Origin of the sequence: Lentzea sp. NPDC005914, from assembly GCF_040629405.1 — a bacterium.
Classification (GTDB): Bacteria; Actinomycetota; Actinomycetes; order Mycobacteriales; family Pseudonocardiaceae; genus Lentzea.
Window position 1 is genome coordinate 207,556 of the sequence record NZ_JBEXVQ010000004.1, and the last position, 16,615, is coordinate 224,170.

Below are 16,615 nucleotides of genomic sequence, written 5' to 3' on the forward strand. Positions count from 1 at the left end.
ATACCAGCACTGAGCAGCGGATTGTTGAGAATCACTGAGGATTCACGGAGACGGCGGCAGACAGTCGGGGGCACGCCGGAAGTCACGGCGGATCACATCAGAGGGGGATCCACATGTTCTCCACGCTCAAGAAGGCCGGCCTCGCCGTCGCGCTGACCGCCGCCGCGGTGTGCACGGCCGCTCCGGCTTCGGCCGATCCGATCCAGACGATGGCCAGCTCGCGCTGCGTGGTCGGGTCGAGCGGCAACTGCACCACCGCCGTGGTCGGCGCCAATTCGTCCGGCCACTGGGTCGACTACTACGTCAACAACCGTCTCCGCCCGTCTCCATGCCCGTGGCGGGTGCGTGACGTGAACACCGGCGTCGTCGTGCGCTCCGGCACGGTCGGCACCGGCGGCTTCACCAGCGGCACCGTGTTCGGCCTCTACGGCTACTACCAGCTGGAACTGCGAGGCTGCAGCATCTCGGCGGTCGGCGGGATCGACAACGTCTGACGATCGTCGCGGGGGACTGGCACGTCATGGGGGTCGTGCCAGTCCCTTCAATCGGCCTGGCGGAAAGTGGCCATCGCCCGTTCGGTCTCCCAGAACGCCCGCACAGACCGGATCAACCCGTCTTCGCCGACGTTGTAAACGAACACGCCTTCGGTGTCGACCCGCATCCCACCGGGCAGGAACGCGGAAATCGTCCCGACGTTGGCGCATTCGGAACCGGCGGCGAACGAGTCGTGCATCGCGAACTCGAAGCGTTCCACGCCTGCGATCGCGAGGTCCCAGAAGGCGGCGATCGCGGCTTTTCCGTGGTGGCCCTTGCCTTCCTCGTCGAACATCGACGGGCCGACCGGGTCCTCGACGACGGCGTCCTCGGCGAAGAGCGCCAGCCACTCGTCCTTCGCCTTGCGCGTCACGGCGTCCATGGAGCGCCACGACGCCACCCGCGCGGGCGTCTCGGTCTTGGAAGCGTTCCAGGTCACCGCGGTCACGCGAACTCTCCGATCACTTCGTCGGCGAAGCGCCGAAGTCCGTCCTTCTTGGCTTCCAACGTGCCGTCGAAACCGACGCCGTAGAACAGCCACGGCACCACGATCACGTCTGTCACGCCGATCTCGTCGAGCTGGCGATAGCCGTCGAGGCCGAACCGGTCGATGCAGACGGCCTGGATCTCGAACGGCCGCTCGAACGCGCCCAGGTCGGTCAGCTGGGCGATCACCGACCGCAGATCGGCGAACTTGATCATCGCGGACGTCCAGCCGTCACCGACTCGAGCGGCGCGTTTCAACGCGGCGGGGGAGTGGCCGCCCACGTAGAACGGCACGGGCGAGGTGGGAGCGGGTGACATCTGCAGGCGGTCGAAGTCGAAGTAGTCGCCGTGGTACTCGACCATTCCGCCGCCCAGCACGAGCTTGAGGATGTCGATCATCTCGTCGACGCGCGGGCCGCGGTTCTTGTAGGGAGCGCCGCACCACTCGAACTCCTCGGGAGACCAGCCGAGCCCGACGCCGAGGCCGAAGCGGTTGCCGGTCAGGTGGGCGACGGAACCGACCTGGCGCGCGAGCAGAAGTGGGTTGCGGGAGCCCAGTTTCAGCACCTGCGTGTAGAAGTGGATGCGCGAGGTCACCGCGCCCATCGCGGCGGCGGCCACGAACGGGTCCACCCACGGGGTTTCGGCGTTCCACATGCGGGAGCCGTCGGGGGTGTAGGGGTAATCGGCGGAGACCTTCTCGGAGAAGAAGAGGGAGTCCGGCAGGGCGATGGAGGAGTAGCCGCACTCCTCTGCGCACCGGGCGAGCTCGGTGAGCTGGTCCAGCGGGCTCATGGCGATGCCGACCGTGAACTTCATGGCTTCTCCGATCCGACTACCCACATGGCGAAGAACTGGGAGCCGCCGCCGTAGGCGTGGCCCAGGGCGATTCGGGCGCCGTCCACCTGGTGGTCGCCGGCGGTGCCCATCACCTGCATGGCGGCCTCGGCGAACCGCAGCAGGCCCGAGGCTCCGATCGGGTTGGAGGACAGGACGCCGCCGCTCGGGTTGACCGGGAGGCGGCCACCGATCTCGGTCTCGCCCGCCTCGGTGAGCTTCCAGCCCTGCCCGACGTCGGTGAAACCGAGGTTCTCCAGCCACATCGGTTCGAACCAGGAGAACGGGACGTAGATCTCGGCCGCGTCCACTTCGGACAGAGGGTCGGTGATGCCCGCCTGCTTCCACAACGCACGGGCGGCGTCGCGGCCTGCCTGCGGGTTGACCTGGTCGCGTCCGGCGAACGTCGTCGGCTCGGTGCGCATGGCGGTCGCGCGGATCCACGCGGCAGGACCGGAGGTCGGCTCGGCGGAGATCACGACCGCGCAGGCGCCGTCCGAGGAGGGACAGGTCTCGTCGTACCGGATCGGGTCCCACAGCATGGTGGAGGCCTGCACCGACTCGACCGTGATGTCCGGCTGTTTGAGGTGTGCGTAGGGATTCTTGGCCCCGTTGCGGCGGTCCTTCGCGGCGACCATGGCGCCGATGTGCTCGGGAGCGTCCGCGCGGCGGATGTAGGCGCGGACGTGCGGAGCGAAGTAGCCGCCCGCGCCCGCGTGCACGGGCATGGTGAACGGGGTGGGGACGGAGAGCGCCCACATCGCGTTCGACTCGGACTGCTTCTCGAAGGCCACGGCCAGGACGCGGTCGTGGACGCCGGACTGGACCAGCGAGGCGGCCACGTTGCCGGTGCTGCCGCCGACCGAGCCCGCGGTGTGCACGCGCAGCAACGGTTTCCCGGTGGCGCCCAACGCGTCCGCCAGGAACAGTTCGGGCATCATGACGCCCTCGAACAGGTCCGGAGCCTTGCCGAGGACCACGGCGTCGATGTCGGACCAGTCCACGCCCGCGTCGGCCATCGCACGGTCGATCGCTTCGCGGCACAGGCCCGCCATGGAGACGTCGAGGCGCTTCGCGGCGTGGTGCGTCTGGCCGGTGCCGACCACAGCTGCCGGTCGCATTACTCCCGCCCTTCCATCACGCAGACGAGGTTCTGTTGCAGGAGCGGGCCGCTCGTGGCATGCCCGAGGACTTTCGAGGCGGAACCGTCGTGGACGCGGCGGGCGGCCTCGCCGATGCGGGCCAGACCGGCCGCGAACATCGGGTTGCCGGCCAGAACGCCGCCGGACGGGTTGACGACAACGTCGTCGCCGAGCCCGAGTGCTTGGCGCAGCAGGATTTCCTGATGACTGAACGGAGCGTGCAGCTCGGCGACCTCGATGCCGTCGGCGCCGGCCGCCTTGCCCGCGGCCACCGTCGACGGCGACGTCAGCAGGTCGCGGGCACCGAACGACGGCGAGTCGACGCGGTGCTCGAACCCCGTGATCCACGCCGGGCGTTCGCACAGTTCCCGTGCGCGATCACCCGCGGCCAGGACGATCGTGGCGGCACCATCGGTGATCGGCGCGCAGTCGTGCCGCCGCAACGGATCCGCGAGATAGTCGGAGGCCAGCAGCTCCTCGACGTCGACCTCACCGGACAGCTGCGCCAGCGGGTTCGTGAGTGCGGCGGCACGACTTCGCGCTGCCACGGACGCCATCGCCCGCTCGTCCCAGAGCCCCGCCTCGATGCCCATGCGGGCCTGAATCCCCGCCAGGCCAACGGAATCCGGCCACAGGGGTGTCACGACGTAAGGATCGAGCTGCATGGCCATGACCCGGCGGAGTTGGCCCGCGGACGACTTGCCGAAGCCGTAGACCAGAGCGGTGTCGACCTCGCCGCAGAGCAGCTTCACCCACGCCTCGTACAACGCCCAGGCGGCGTCCATCTCGACGTGCGACTCCGCGATGGGAGGGAAAGCGCCGATCGCGTCCACGGCCGACACGAAGGAGAAAGCGCGCCCGGCCAGGTAGTCCGAGGAGCCCGAGCACCAGAAGCCGATGTCGGACTTGGTCAGGCCGAGCGAACCCAGCACCTCGTGGAAGATCGGCACCAGCATCTCGACACCGTTGGTGGTGCCGTCGGTCTCGCGCACGCAGGGCGTCTGCGCGAACCCCACTACCGCGACGTCACGCATGCGAGCCTCACAGGTGCTGGGAGTAGGAGTCGAACGGCGCGTCCGGCTCGCCGGAAGGCTTGAAGTGGTCGATGTTCTGCATCGTCGGGCCCCACTCGTCGCGCGGCTTCCACACCGCCTCCACGCGCATGCCCATCCGCACGTCCTCGGGCGCGATGCCGAGCAGCAGGTGCAGGAACGGGATGTCCGCGCCGTCCAGCAGCACGTAGGCGGAGACGTAGGGCGGTGGGATGCGCTGGCCGAGGAACGGCACGTTGACCACGCAGAACGTCGTGATCGTGCCGCGGTCGGACAGCTCGATCTGGTCTGTCGTTGGAACGCCGTCGGTCGGGCAGGCAGGACGCGGCGGGAAGTACACCTTCGAACAGGACGGGCAGCGCTGCGCGATCAGCCGGCCCTCCATCAGGCCGCGAAGGAACGGGTCCTCGGTCGGCGACGCGGAGTGCGTGTAGTGCAGGTTCACCGGCGTGATCACCATCGAGACGTCTTCAGCCTCAACGGGATCATCGCCAGGCTCATCGGACAGCTCGAAGCACTCGATGTCCGTGATCGCACCAACGCGTTCGTCACGCCATCGCACCCGCACTCGAGCACCGGTGGACATTCGGGAGGCTTCTCCGGCGTCCACGGCGTGCAGCATCGAGGTGTCCGCGCCATCGAGCTGGATCAGCGCCCACGCGAACGGCCGGTCGAGCGGCTGGCCTTCCAGCGGCTCGGGGATCCACGACCACCCGCGCACGACACCCGTCGACGCCACGTCGACGAACTCGGACAACGGCAACGCTGTCACGGGGTCGTACTCGAGCGGCGGCACGTGCACACGGCCGTCGGAACCGCGGATCCCGGTCACCCTGCGGCGGCGGAGATCCGAGAGGAACCGGCCCAGCGTCGGGCCGGTCGAGCGCGTGTAGTCGAAGCCCACGTCGAGCGGAGCACTCAGTGGCCGAGTCACAGATCAAAGTGAAACAGGTTCTCGAAATGGTGGCAAGATGGCTGCATGAAGCTCGGTCTGCAGCTCGGCTACTGGGGTGCCGCGCCACCCCCGAACGCCCCCGAACTCGTGGCGGCGGCGGAGGATTTCGGCTTCGACGCGGTGTTCGCCGCCGAGGCGTGGGGCTCGGACGCGTTCACCCCGTTGGCCTGGTGGGGATCCGGCACGCAACGGGTCCGGCTGGGCACGTCCGTCGTGCAGATGTCCGCCAGGACACCGGCTGCCTGCGCGATGCATGCTCTCACGCTCGACCACCTCTCAGGTGGACGGTTCGTGCTGGGTCTGGGCGTGTCCGGGCCGCAGGTCGTGGAGGGCTGGTACGGCCGCCCGTTCGCCAAACCCCTTGCCAGGACCAGGGAGTACGTCGACGTCCTGCGTCAGGTGATGGCCCGCGAGGCGCCGGTCGTCAACGACGGTCCGCACTACCCGCTGCCGTACCGGGGGCCGGGAGCGCTCGGACTCGGCAAGCCGCTCAAGCCGATCACCCATCCGCTGCGCGCTGACCTGCCGATATGGCTCGGCGCGGAGGGTCCGAAGAACGTCGCGCTGACCTCGGAGATCGCCGACGGCTGGCTCGCGATCTACTACGCGCCCAGGCTCGCCGGGATGTACGACGAGTGGCTGGCGGACGGGTTCGCGAAATCGGGCCGTAGCAGGGAGAACTTCGAGGTCGCGGCCACGTGCCAGGTCGTCGTGACGGACGATCCGGTGTCGGTCAGGGCCATGCTCAAGCCGTTCGTCGCTTTGTACATCGGCGGAATGGGCGCGCCCGGCATGAACTTCCACGCCGAGGTCTTCACCCGCATGGGATACGGCGAGGCCGTGCGGGACATCGGCAGGTTGTTCCAGGCGGGACGCAAAGACGAGGCCGCACAGGTGGTTCCGGACGAACTGGTGGCCGAGATCAGCATCGTCGGCACCGCCGAGCACGTCCGCGACGAGATCGGGCGGTGGGAGAAGGCCGGCGTCACGATGCTGCTCGTCGGGTGCCGCGACGTTGCCTCGATCAAGGCGGTCGCGGAGGCTTGTCAGTAGGTGAAACGCGTTCTACTTTGAGGGTGTGGTCACTGGACTCTGGAACATCGCTGCCGACCAGCCGGACCTGACCGCGCTGGTCGATCCGAGCGGTCGCGAGATCACCTACCGGGAGCTGGCGGCGCAGGCCGACCGCTACGGGCGCGGGTTCCAGGCCTTGGGGCTGGAACCCGGCGACAGCATCGTGCTGATGCTGCCCAACAGCGCCGAACTGGTGGCGGTGTACTTCGCCGCCTACCAGACCGGCCTCTACGTCGTGATGGCCAACTGGCACCTGACCGGAGCCGAGGTCGCCTACCTCGTGCAGGACAGCGGTGCCAAGGCGTTCGTGGCGCACGAACGGTTCGCCGCGGCGGCAACGGAAGCCTCGGCGAGTCTGCCCGCCCACGCCCGGTTCGCGGTCGGTGACATTCCCGGTTTCGAGCCACTGGTCAAGCTGGGTGAAGGCGAGCAGGGCCGTCCGGACGTCCGCACGGCGGGCTCGCCGATGCTCTACACCTCGGGCACGACCGGTCGGCCCAAGGGCGTGCGCAGGCCGTTGACCGGCGCGGATCCCGACGTGGTTCCACCGTCGGCGCCGTGGTTCTTCGGCATCTTCGGGATCAAGCCGCACGACGGGCACGTGCACCTGTGCGGATCGCCGCTCTACCACACGGCGGTGCTGAACTTCGTCGTCATCTCCATCCAGCTCGGCCACACCGCGGTGCTCATGGACCACTGGACGCCCGAGGAGATGCTGCGGCTGATCGAACGGCACGCGGTGACCCACAGCCACATGGTGCCGACCCAGTTCCACCGCCTGCTCGCGCTGCCGGACGACGTGAAGGCCAAGTACGACCTCAAGTCGTTGCGCGCGATGATCCACGGCGCCGCCCCGTGCCCGCTCGAGGTCAAACGCCGGATGCTCGACTGGTGGGGTCCTGTCGTGATCGAGTACTACGCCGCGACCGAGGGCGGCGGAACAGCGATCACCGCCCAGGAATGGTTGCGCAAACCCGGATCCGTCGGCCTGCCGTGGCCGACGTCGGAGATCAAGATCCTGGACGAGGACGGCAATGACCTGCCCGTCGGCGAACGCGGCCTGGTCTACATGCGGATGGGCGACGCGACCTTCGAGTACCACAAGGACGCGGAGAAGACGAAGGCCGCGCGCGTCGGCAAGCTGTTCACGTTGCAGGACATCGGCTATCTCGACGAGGACGGCTACCTGTTCCTGTGCGACCGCAAGAACGACATGATCATCTCCGGCGGGGTGAACATCTACCCGGCGGAGATCGAGGGCGAGCTCGTGTGCCACCCCAAGGTCGCGGACGTGGCGGTGTTCGGTGTGCCGCACCCGGACTGGGGCGAGGAGATCAAGGCCGTCGTGCAGCCGGCCGACGGCGTCGAACCGGACACGGCTCTGACCGAGGAACTTCTCACGTTCGCGAGCACGAGGCTCGCGAAGTTCAAGCTGCCGCGCACGATCTCGTACATGGCCGAGCTTCCGCGTGACCCCAACGGCAAGCTGTACAAGCGAAAGCTGAGGGATCAATGAACCTGAACCGCCGTCAGGTGCTCGCCGGGGCCGGTCTCGCACTGGCCTCGGGACTGGTCAAGACCTCACCGGCCTCGGCAGAACCACTCGGCGAGTTCGACGTCGTGGTGGTCGGCGCGGGTGCGGCCGGCATGACCGCCGCGCTCACCGCGGCCAAACGGGGCCTGAGTTGCGTGGTGCTGGAGAAGGCGCCGACCTACGGCGGTTCGGCCGCCAGGTCGGGTGCCGGTATCTGGGTCCCCAACAACGAGATCATCCTCGCCGCCGGCATTCCTGACACGCCGGAGAAGGCGCGGCAGTACATGGCGGCCGTCGTCGGTGACATCCCGGTGGTGCGGCAGCAGGCCTATCTGACGAACGGGCCGAAGATGATCTCGTTCGTCCTGCGCAACAGCCCGCTGCGCTTCCGGCACATGGACGGCTACAGCGACTACTACCCCGAGTACCCCGGCGGCATCGCGAAGGGCCGGTCGATCGAGCCGGAGATGCTCGACGGCCGCATCCTCGGCGCCGAGCTCGCGAACCTCAACCCGCCCTATCTCGCGACCCCTGCGGGCATGGTCATCTACGGCGCCGACTACAAGTGGCTCGCACTGGCCCTGGTCAACGCCAAGGGAGCCGCGACCGCCGCGGCGGCACTCGCCCGCGGTACGGCGGCCGCGCTGGCCGGTCAGAAGCCGCTCACGATGGGTCAGGCGCTGGCCGGCGGCCTGCGGGCGGGCCTCATGCAGGCGAACGTGCCGGTCTGGCTCAACACCGGCCTGGAAGACCTGCACGTGGAGAACGGCGCGGTCAAGGGAGTGCTGACGTCCCGAGGGCTCGTGAGGGCACGCCGGGGCGTGATCATGGGCTCCGGCGGCTTCGAGCACAACGCGTCCATGCGCGCGCAGTACCAGCGGCAGCCGATCGGTACTCAGTGGACGGTCGGCGCGAAGGAGAACACCGGCGACGGTCATCGTGCCGGCCAGCGGGCGGGCGCGGCGTTCGACCTGATGGACGACGCCTGGTGGGGCCCGGCCATCCCGGTGCCGGGAACGCCGTACTTCTGCCTCGCCGAACGCACGCTGCCCGGCGGCTTGATGATCAACGCGGCGGGCCGGCGGTTCGTCAACGAGGCCGCGCCGTACAGCGACGTCGTGCACGTCATGTACGACAAGAACCCCGCGGACCCGTGCATCCCGGCGTGGCTCGTGGTCGACCAGAACTACCGCAACAGGTACCTGTTCGCCGACGTCGCGCCCACGCTGCCGTTGCCGGACGGCTGGTACCAGTCCGGTGCGGTCGTGAAGAACTGGTCGCTCGACGGCCTGGCCGGTGCGATCGGCGTGCCGGGCAGCGAGCTGAAGGCCACCGTCAGCCGGTTCAACAACCAGGCGTTGACGGGCAGAGACCCCGATTTCAAGCGCGGCGACAGCGCCTACGACCACTACTACACCGACCCGGCGGTCTTCCCGAACTCGTGCCTTGCTGCACTGTGGGCGCCGCCGTACTACGCGTTCAAGATCGTGCCCGGCGATCTCGGCACCAAGGGCGGCATGGTCACCGACGCCCGCGCCCGCGTCCTGCGCCCGGACGGCTCGGTCATCCCGGGCCTGTACGCGGCGGGAAACGTGAGTTCGGCCGTGATGGGTCACAGCTACGCCGGTGCCGGGTCGACGATCGGGCCCGCCATGACGTTCGGGTACATCGCGGCCAACGACATCTAGTCCCAGTAGGGTTGGGGGAGCGCTCCCACAACCCTGTACTGGAGGCACTGTGCGGTCGGTGAGACGAGCACTGGCGGCTGTCGTGATGCTGGTGATCTGGGCGGGTTCGGCGAACGCCGAACCCGCTCGGTCCATCGCCTGGGCACCGTGCGCGGACAATCCCGAAGGCGAATGCGGGACGTTGAGCGTCCCGCTGGACTGGAGCAAGCCGCTGGGCCCGCGCATCGATGTCGCGGTGGCGCGCCACAAGGCGTCGGATCCGGCACGGCGGGTGGGCGTGCTCATGGTCGACCCCGGCGGGCCTGGAGGTTCGGCGGCGGAGTTCGCGCTGTCCCGTCTGTACAGCCCGGAGATCCGGGCCCGGTTCGACATCGTCGGCCTCGACTCGCGGGGCACCGGGAACAGCCTGGCGATCCGCTGTGCCGACCTCATGACCGATCCGCCGTCGAGCTATCCCGCCGACGAGGCCGGCTTCACCACGTTGCTGCGCTACAACCAGGGCGTGCTCGGCAAGTGCCGCGAGCGCAGCGGGCCGATCTTCGACCACGCCGACAGCGGCGCCGTCGTGCAGGACATGGACGCGGTCCGGCGGGCGCTGGGTGAACGGAAGATCAGCTACCTCGGTCTGTCGTACGGCACGGTGTTCGGTCAGCAGTACGCCGAGAAGTTCGGCGGCCGGCTGCGTGCGATGGTCCTCGACAGCGTCGTCGACCACAGCGTCGACGCCAGGCGGTTCATGGGCGACCGGGCCGCCGCCGTGGACGACTCGTTCATCGAGTTCGCGAAGTGGTGCGACCGCACGGACTCCTGCGTCCTGCACGGACAGGACGTCTACACGGCCTGGGAGGCCGCGCTCATCCGTGCCGATGGTGAGCCGTCGGGCAGGCAGGGGCTGATCGACTTGATGTACTTGGCGCTGCGCGGACCGGACTGGCCCTGGGCCGCGAACCTCGTCGCGGGCACCCCCGGCGCGCGAGCCCTGGACTTCGAGCCGAACTACGAGTCGGTCCGTCTGACCTCGGTATGCCAGGACTTCTCCCTGCGGATCAGGAACTTCGCGGAGTACTCGCGGCTGCGGGCCGAGGAGCTGCGCCGGTCACCGATCATGCGCGGCAGTCTCATCGGCCACGACGAGGCCACCGCGTGCGTCGGCGTGCCCGGCCCTCCTCGCAACGCGCCCCATCGCCTGGACATCCGGGACGCACCGAAGATCCTGGTGCTCAGCGCGCGGCACGATCCCACCACCCCGTACTCCTGGGCGGTCAACGTTCACCGGCAGGCGCCGCGCAACACGGCGTTGCTGACCTACGAGGGCTGGGGCCACGTCGCCTACCCGCGCAGCGCCTGCACCCGCGGTGGCGTCGACGCGTACCTGCTCGACCTGACGGTGCCGGCCGGCAGCTGTCCGGCGGCCGGTGACTTCTAGGCAGGGTCCCTTCATCGGCCCTTGAACTCGGGCTTCCGTTTGGCGGCGAAGGCGCGCGGGCCCTCCTTCGCGTCCTCGCTGCCGAACACCTCCATGCCGAGCCGGGCGTCCACTGTGAACGCCTCGTTCTCGTGCATGGCCTCGGTTTCGCGCATCGTGCGCAGGATCGCCCGCACCGCCAGCGGTCCGTTCGCGGTGATCAGTTCGGCGAGCTCCATGGCCTTGTTCAGGGCTTCACCGTCCGGGACCACGTGACCGATCAGGCCGATCTCCTTGGCCTCGGGAGCTTTGATGTGCCGCCCGGTCAGCAGCAGGTCCGCCGCGACCGTGTAGGGGATCTGGCGCGGCAGCCGCACCGCTGACCCACCGAGCGGGAACAGTCCCCACCGCGCCTCGGACACGCCGAACCGCGCGCTTTCGCCGGCCACTCGGATGTCGGTCGCCTGAAGGATTTCCGTGCCGCCGGCAACTGCGGGGCCTTCCACCGCCGCGATGAGCGGTTTCGTCAATCGACGACCTTTCAGCAGCGGTTCGATGACCGAGAAGTCGAACTTCCCGGCGGATTCGCTGGGGTGGTTGGTCGTCATCGCCTTGAGGTCCGCGCCCGCGCAGAACGACCCGCCGGCGCCGGTGAGGATGCAGACGCGCACGTCGGGATCGTTGTCCACGCGGTCCCAGGCCTCGCGCATGATCGCCATCATGGGGCCGGACAACGCGTTGCGGACCTCCGGCCGGTTCATCGTGACGACCAGGACGTTGCCTACCAGGTCCACCAACGCGTGGGGTTGGGTCGTGGTCGTCATTCAGGCGCCTCCTGGATCGAGTTTGACCGCACGGGGGATTGTCCAGAACAGTAACACGTTCTACTTTGCGTACCATGGCCCTCAACGTCGCAGACCTCGTTGAACACGCCGCAGACACCGTGCCCGACCGGACCGCGCTCGTGTGCGGGTCCAAGAGGGTCACCTATGCCGAACTGGAGACACGAGCCAACAAACTGGCTCACCACCTGGCAAAGAACGGCGTGACCCAGGGGTCGCACGTCGGGCTCTACGCACGCAACTCGATCGAGCTGGTCGAGGCCATGCTCGCGGTCTTCAAGCTGCGCGCAGTGGCCATCAACGTGAACTACCGCTACACCAAGAACGAGTTGCAGTACTTGTTCGGCGAAGCGGACCTGGTCGCTCTCGTACACGAACGGCGGTATTCGCCGCTGGTCGCGGAGGTCGGCGCTCCCGGCCACACCGTCGTGATCGACGACGAGTCCGACGAGGAGTTCGCCGGCGCCGACTACGAGACGGCGCTGGCCGGCGAGACCGGGGAGCGGGACTTCGCGCCACGTAGCCCCGACGACCTCTACATCCTGTTCACCGGCGGCACGACCGGCATGCCCAAGGGTGTGATGTGGCGGCACGAGGACGTGTGGCGCACGCTCGGCGGCGGCATCGACTTCGTGACGGGCGAGCGGCTGACCGACGAGTGGCAGCAGGCCAAGTCGGGCAAGGACTACGGTCTCGTCCGGCTCTGCCTCCCGCCGCTGATCCACGGTGCGGCGCAGTGGGCCGTGCTCGGCGCGTTGTTCTGCGGCAGCACGGTGGTGCTGGTGCCGAAGTTCGACCCCGCCGAGATCTGGCGGGTGATCGAGCGGGAGAAGGTCCAGGTCGCGGCCATGACGGGCGACGCGATGGGCCGCCCGTTGATCGAGGAGTTCCAGCGCGGCTCGTACGACGGCTCGTCGCTGTTCGTCCTCAACAGCAGTGCCGCCCTGTTCTCCTACCCCGTGAAGAGGATGTACCAGGAGCTCCTGCCGCACACGACGCTGCTCGAGTCGATCGGGTCGAGCGAGACCGGGTCCACCGGCATCGGCGCGGTGCCCAAGGAGATCGTCAAGACCGACGGCACCAAGGTGAAGCTCAACGAGGACACCATCGTCATCGACGACGACGGCAACAAGCTCGAACCGGTGCCGGGCCTCGTCGGCAAGCTCGCCCGCGGCGGCCACATCCCCCTGGGCTACTACAAGGACCCCGAGAAGACCGCGCGGATGTTCGTCGAGGTCGACGGCAGGCGGTTCACGGTGCCCGGCGACTACGCGCGGTTCGAGGAGGACGGCGACATCACGTTGCTCGGCCGCGGCAACACCTGCGTGAACACCGGTGGCGAGAAGGTGTTCCCCGAAGAGGTCGAGGGCGTGCTGAAGTCGCACCCGGACGTGTTCGACGCACTCGTGATCGGCATTCCGGACGACCTGCTCGGCCAACGCGTCGGCGCGATCGTGCACCCGCGCGAAGGTGCGACGCCGACACTGTCCGAACTGGACGCTCACGTGCGCGAGACGCTCGCCGGTTACAAGGTGCCGCGGTCGCTCTGGCTGGTCGACGAGATCGGCAGGACCCCCAGCGGCAAGCCCGACTACCAGTGGGCCCGCGCTCACGTGGAGGACCATGCGCACCAGCCTGTGTGACCAGCTCGGTATCGAGCACCCGATCTTCGGCTTCACGCCGTCCGAGCACGTGGCGGCGGCGATCAGCCGGGCGGGCGGCCTCGGTGTGCTGGGGTGCGTGCGGTTCAACGACGCTGAGGACCTCGACCGCGCGTTGACTTGGATGGACGAGAACACAGACGGCAAGCCGTACGGGGTCGACATCGTCATGCCCGCCAAGGTCCCGACCGAGGGTACGCAACTGGACCTCTCGACGTTGATCCCGCAGGGCCACAAGGACTTCGTGCGGCAGACCCTGCTGAAGCTCGGCGTGCCACCGCTGGCGGAGGGCGAGGACAGCGAGGGCGTTCTCGGCTGGCTGCACTCGGTCGCGCGCTCCCACGTCGACGTGGCGCTGGAGCACCCGATCCGCCTGATCGCCAACGCTCTGGGCTCACCGCCGGTGGACGTCATCGAACAGGTGCACGCGGCCGGGGTGCCGGTCGCCGCCCTCGCGGGCAAGGCCGAACACGCGCGCCGCCACGTGCAGAACGGCGTCGACATAGTGGTGGCGCAGGGCTACGAGGCCGGCGGCCACACCGGCGAGGTCGCCACGATGGTGCTCGTGCCGGAGATCGTCGACGCCGTGGACGTCCCGGTGCTCGCCGCGGGCGGGATCGGGTCTGGGCGCCAAGCCGCGGCGGCGATGGCGTTGGGCGCGTCCGGTGTGTGGATGGGCTCGTACTGGCTGACCACCGCCGAATACGCGCTGGGGAACTCCAGCACGCAAGAGGCGTTGCTCGCGGCCGGTTCCAGCGACACCGTCCGCACCCGCATCTACACCGGGAAACCGGCGCGGCTGCTGAAGACGCGGTGGACCGAGGCGTGGGCGTCGGAGGACGCGCCGGAACCGTTGCCGATGCCGTTGCAGAACCTGCTGGTCAGCGAGGCGCACCTGCGGATCGCCCGGTCCGACGACCCGTCCGTGGTGTCGATGCCGGTCGGTCAGATCGTCGGGCGGATGAACGAGGTGCGCCCGGTGGCCGAGGTGATGGCGACCCTGCTGCGGGAGTTCGACGACACCGTGAAGAGGCTGAACGAGGTGAGGTAGGGCGCCGTCGGCGATGGCGGCCGGACGAGCTTCCCCAGCTAGAGCGCCGCGCTGAGTTTCAGGAGCTGGGCGGTCGCCCCGCCCAGCTCGAACTCGGCCCGCTTCGCCGCCGTGAAGTACTTGTGCACCTCGTGGCTCATGTCGATGCCCGTGCCGCCGTGGACGTGCACGGCCGTGTGCGCCACGCGGTGCCCGGCGTCGGCGGCCCAGAACTTCGCCGTCGCCACCTCGGCGTCCGCGTCCAGGCCTTCCGAGAGCCGCCAGGCCGCCTGCCACAGCGTCAGACGGATCGCCGCGACGTCGATGTACGCGTCGGCGAGCCGTTGCGCCACCGCCTGGAAGCTGCCGATCGGGCGGTCGAACTGCACGCGGGTGCGCGCGTACTCGGCCGTCAGCTCCAACGCGCGTTCGGTCACGCCGAGCTGGAAAGCGCACAGCCCCACCGTGTAGCGCGCGATGAGCCACTCCGGCGTGAGACCCGCGATCAGCCTGCCGCCGGTGAACTCGAAGGTGCCCGCGTCCGAGCCGTCGACCAGCTCCTGCGCACTGATGCGGAGGTCTTCGGCTTCGACGAGGAAGACCTGGTCGTCGTGCGCCACCAGGAACGCCGAGGCCGTTGTGGCGAACGGGACAGCCGTCTTCGCGCCGTCCTGGTCGTCGGCGAGCGCCACGGACAACACGGTTCCGGGACGCGGGGTGTCGAACTGCGCCAACGCCTGCTGTGCGAGAACGGTGGGCAGATACGGCACGTCGGCGACGGCGCGGCCGAGTTCGACCAGGACCGCGCAGTGCTCCAGGATGCCGAACTCGTCGGGCGAATCGGGCACCACGCCCGACTTGACCAGGTCGGCCCACGGTGTGTCGGAGGAGTCCAGGATCTTGCGGGTCAGCGCGGCCAGTTCCCGCTGCGCCTCGGTCAGCGTGAAGTCCATGGAAGTCTCCCGGTTATCGAGGCACGGCGGGCAGGCCGAGGCCCACTCGCGCGATGATGTCCCGCTGGATCTCGTTGGTGCCGCCGCCGAACGTCAGGATCAGCGACGACCGGTGCATGCGCTCGACCCTGCCCTGCAGCACCGCGCCGGGCGAGCCGCCGCGCACGATTCCGTTGGCGCCCAGCACTTCCATCAGCAACCGGTAGCCCTCGGTGGCGAACTCGGTGCCGAACACCTTGGTCGCCGACGCCTCCGCGGGGGAGGGCGCCTCGTCACCGCCACCGGCAATCTTCCAGTTGATGAGCTTCAGGAACTCCGTCTTGGCGTGCACGCGGGCGAGGTGCAGCCGGACCCATTCGTGGCGATCAGCGCCGGTTTCTTCCGCCCATTGACGAACTTCGCGCAGCGCGGTCTGCAGCGGCGCGGCCGAGCACAGGGCGACGCGCTCGTGGTTGAGCTGGTTGGTGATGAGCTTCCAGCCCTTGTGCTCCTCGCCGATCAGGTTCCCGGCCGGCACGCGCACGTTGTCGTAGAAAGTGGCGCTCGTGGTCGGGCCGGACATCGTCGGCACGGGTGTGTAGGAGAAGCCGGGATCGGTGGTCGGCACGATGATGATGCTCAAACCCCTGTGCCGCTGCGATTCCTGGTCGGTGCGACAGGCCAGCCACACGTAGTCCGCGTACTGGATGAGGCTCGTCCACATCTTCTGGCCGTTGATCACGTACTCGGAACCCTCGCGGACGGCCCGCGTGCGCAGGGAGGCCAGGTCGGTGCCCGCTTCCGGCTCCGAGTAGCCGATGGCGAAGTGGATCTCGCCGGAGGCGATCTTCGGCAGGTAGAAGGCCTTTTGCTCGGCCGTGCCGTACGCCATGATCGTCGGCCCGATGGAGTTCAGCGTCAGGAACGGCACGGGCGCCCCGGCGGTGGATGCCTCGTCCAGGAAGATGAGCTGCTCGATCATCGGGCGGTCGCGGCCGCCGTACTCCTCGGGCCAGCCGATGGTGAGCCAGCCGTCGAGACCCATCTGGCGGACCGTGTCCTTGTAGACCTCGGCATCGCCGTAGTCACTGCCGCCGGCGAGCCCTGCCCGGCGTTCCGGCGTCATGAGCGCGGCGAAGTACGCCCGCAACTCCTGGCGCAACTGCTCCTGTTCGGGCGTGAAACCGATGCGCATGGCCGCTACTCTAGAACAAGTTCTACTTGCTGTCAGGAGGCTGCGATGAAGGTCGGCGTCGACCCCGCGCTGTGCGAGGCGCACGGTGAGTGCGTGTCAATCCTGCCTGAGGTGTTTGACCTTGACGATGACGAGGTTCTGCAGATCCGGGATGGTGAGCTCGCAGCGGACGAGATCCCATTGGCCGAACGTGCCGTGGCGTCCTGTCCGATGGGCGCGCTGAGGTTTACACGCTGATGGGCCTTGTC

16 protein-coding genes are annotated in these 16,615 nt (G+C 68.6%); 8 read left to right on the forward strand and 8 right to left on the reverse strand.

Annotation, left to right across the window (positions count from 1 at the left end):
- Window positions 1–113 precede the first annotated feature (113 nt).
- A complete protein-coding gene (locus ABZ345_RS08165) occupies window positions 114–494 on the forward strand; it encodes a hypothetical protein (RefSeq protein ID WP_359844220.1) in 381 nt (126 codons plus the stop codon).
- 47 nt (window positions 495–541) lie between these two features.
- On the opposite strand, the gene ABZ345_RS08170 is transcribed toward ABZ345_RS08165, so the two are convergent.
- From ABZ345_RS08170 to ABZ345_RS08190, 5 genes are read right to left on the reverse strand one after another with little or no spacing between them, the layout of a single operon-like run.
- A complete protein-coding gene (locus tag ABZ345_RS08170) occupies window positions 542–982 on the reverse strand; it encodes a nuclear transport factor 2 family protein (protein ID WP_359844222.1) in 441 nt (146 codons plus the stop codon).
- Window positions 979–1,839, reverse strand: coding sequence for a TIGR03619 family F420-dependent LLM class oxidoreductase (locus ABZ345_RS08175; protein WP_359844224.1), 861 nt, complete (start codon window positions 1,837–1,839; stop codon window positions 979–981). The genes ABZ345_RS08170 and ABZ345_RS08175 overlap by 4 nt, the downstream gene beginning before the upstream one ends.
- Window positions 1,836–2,978 carry a thiolase domain-containing protein gene (locus ABZ345_RS08180; RefSeq protein WP_359844226.1) on the reverse strand — a complete coding sequence of 381 codons (1,143 nt, stop codon included), beginning with the start codon at window positions 2,976–2,978 and terminating at the stop codon, window positions 1,836–1,838. Before ABZ345_RS08180 ends, ABZ345_RS08175 begins: the two co-directional genes overlap by 4 nt.
- Window positions 2,978–4,033: a thiolase domain-containing protein gene (locus tag ABZ345_RS08185; RefSeq protein WP_359844228.1), complete on the reverse strand. Its 1,056-nt coding sequence runs from the start codon at window positions 4,031–4,033 to the stop codon at window positions 2,978–2,980. Before ABZ345_RS08185 ends, ABZ345_RS08180 begins: the two co-directional genes overlap by 1 nt.
- 7 nt (window positions 4,034–4,040) lie before the next feature.
- The gene (locus tag ABZ345_RS08190) at window positions 4,041–4,985 is read right to left on the reverse strand and encodes an OB-fold domain-containing protein (protein ID WP_359844230.1); all 945 of its coding nucleotides are present in this window, start codon (window positions 4,983–4,985) and stop codon (window positions 4,041–4,043) included.
- 45 nt (window positions 4,986–5,030) lie between these two features.
- On the opposite strand from ABZ345_RS08190, the gene ABZ345_RS08195 reads away from it, so the two are divergent.
- The 4 genes from ABZ345_RS08195 to ABZ345_RS08210 are packed head-to-tail and all read left to right on the forward strand — an operon-like array spanning window position 5,031 to window position 10,728.
- Window positions 5,031–6,059 carry an LLM class F420-dependent oxidoreductase gene (locus ABZ345_RS08195; protein WP_359844232.1) on the forward strand — a complete coding sequence of 343 codons (1,029 nt, stop codon included), beginning with the start codon at window positions 5,031–5,033 and terminating at the stop codon, window positions 6,057–6,059.
- A 25-nt stretch (window positions 6,060–6,084) separates the two neighbouring features.
- Window positions 6,085–7,596 (forward strand): acyl-CoA synthetase, encoded by a 1,512-nt coding sequence (locus ABZ345_RS08200; RefSeq protein ID WP_359844234.1) that lies wholly within the window; start codon window positions 6,085–6,087, stop codon window positions 7,594–7,596.
- Window positions 7,593–9,302, forward strand: coding sequence for a 3-oxosteroid 1-dehydrogenase (gene kstD, locus ABZ345_RS08205; RefSeq protein WP_359844236.1), 1,710 nt, complete (start codon window positions 7,593–7,595; stop codon window positions 9,300–9,302). Before ABZ345_RS08200 ends, kstD begins: the two co-directional genes overlap by 4 nt.
- A gap of 58 nt (window positions 9,303–9,360) precedes the next feature.
- Window positions 9,361–10,728, forward strand: a complete 1,368-nt coding sequence (locus tag ABZ345_RS08210) for an alpha/beta hydrolase (RefSeq protein ID WP_359844238.1) — start codon at window positions 9,361–9,363, stop codon at window positions 10,726–10,728.
- A gap of 11 nt (window positions 10,729–10,739) precedes the next feature.
- On the opposite strand, the gene ABZ345_RS08215 is transcribed toward ABZ345_RS08210, so the two are convergent.
- Window positions 10,740–11,531, reverse strand: coding sequence for a crotonase/enoyl-CoA hydratase family protein (locus tag ABZ345_RS08215; RefSeq protein WP_359844240.1), 792 nt, complete (start codon window positions 11,529–11,531; stop codon window positions 10,740–10,742).
- A gap of 74 nt (window positions 11,532–11,605) precedes the next feature.
- On the opposite strand from ABZ345_RS08215, the gene ABZ345_RS08220 reads away from it, so the two are divergent.
- Together ABZ345_RS08220 and ABZ345_RS08225 are read left to right on the forward strand one after the other, a co-directional pair.
- Window positions 11,606–13,192 (forward strand): acyl-CoA synthetase, encoded by a 1,587-nt coding sequence (locus ABZ345_RS08220; protein ID WP_359844242.1) that lies wholly within the window; start codon window positions 11,606–11,608, stop codon window positions 13,190–13,192.
- Complete coding sequence (locus ABZ345_RS08225; RefSeq protein ID WP_359844244.1) at window positions 13,173–14,261, forward strand: nitronate monooxygenase family protein; 1,089 nt, start codon at window positions 13,173–13,175, stop codon at window positions 14,259–14,261. Before ABZ345_RS08220 ends, ABZ345_RS08225 begins: the two co-directional genes overlap by 20 nt.
- Before the next feature lie 38 nt (window positions 14,262–14,299).
- Here ABZ345_RS08225 and ABZ345_RS08230 read toward each other — a convergent pair whose 3' ends face one another.
- Both ABZ345_RS08230 and ABZ345_RS08235 read right to left on the reverse strand, forming a co-directional pair.
- Entirely contained in the window at window positions 14,300–15,193 is an 894-nt protein-coding gene (locus ABZ345_RS08230; protein WP_359844245.1) for an acyl-CoA dehydrogenase family protein, read from the reverse strand.
- Between the two features lie 13 nt (window positions 15,194–15,206).
- Window positions 15,207–16,367: an acyl-CoA dehydrogenase family protein gene (locus ABZ345_RS08235; RefSeq protein ID WP_359844247.1), complete on the reverse strand. Its 1,161-nt coding sequence runs from the start codon at window positions 16,365–16,367 to the stop codon at window positions 15,207–15,209.
- A 45-nt stretch (window positions 16,368–16,412) separates the two neighbouring features.
- Between ABZ345_RS08235 and ABZ345_RS08240 the strand changes: the two genes are divergently transcribed.
- On the forward strand, window positions 16,413–16,604 hold the full coding sequence (locus tag ABZ345_RS08240) for a ferredoxin (protein ID WP_359844248.1): 192 nt from the start codon (window positions 16,413–16,415) through the stop codon (window positions 16,602–16,604).
- Window positions 16,605–16,615 lie beyond the last annotated feature (11 nt).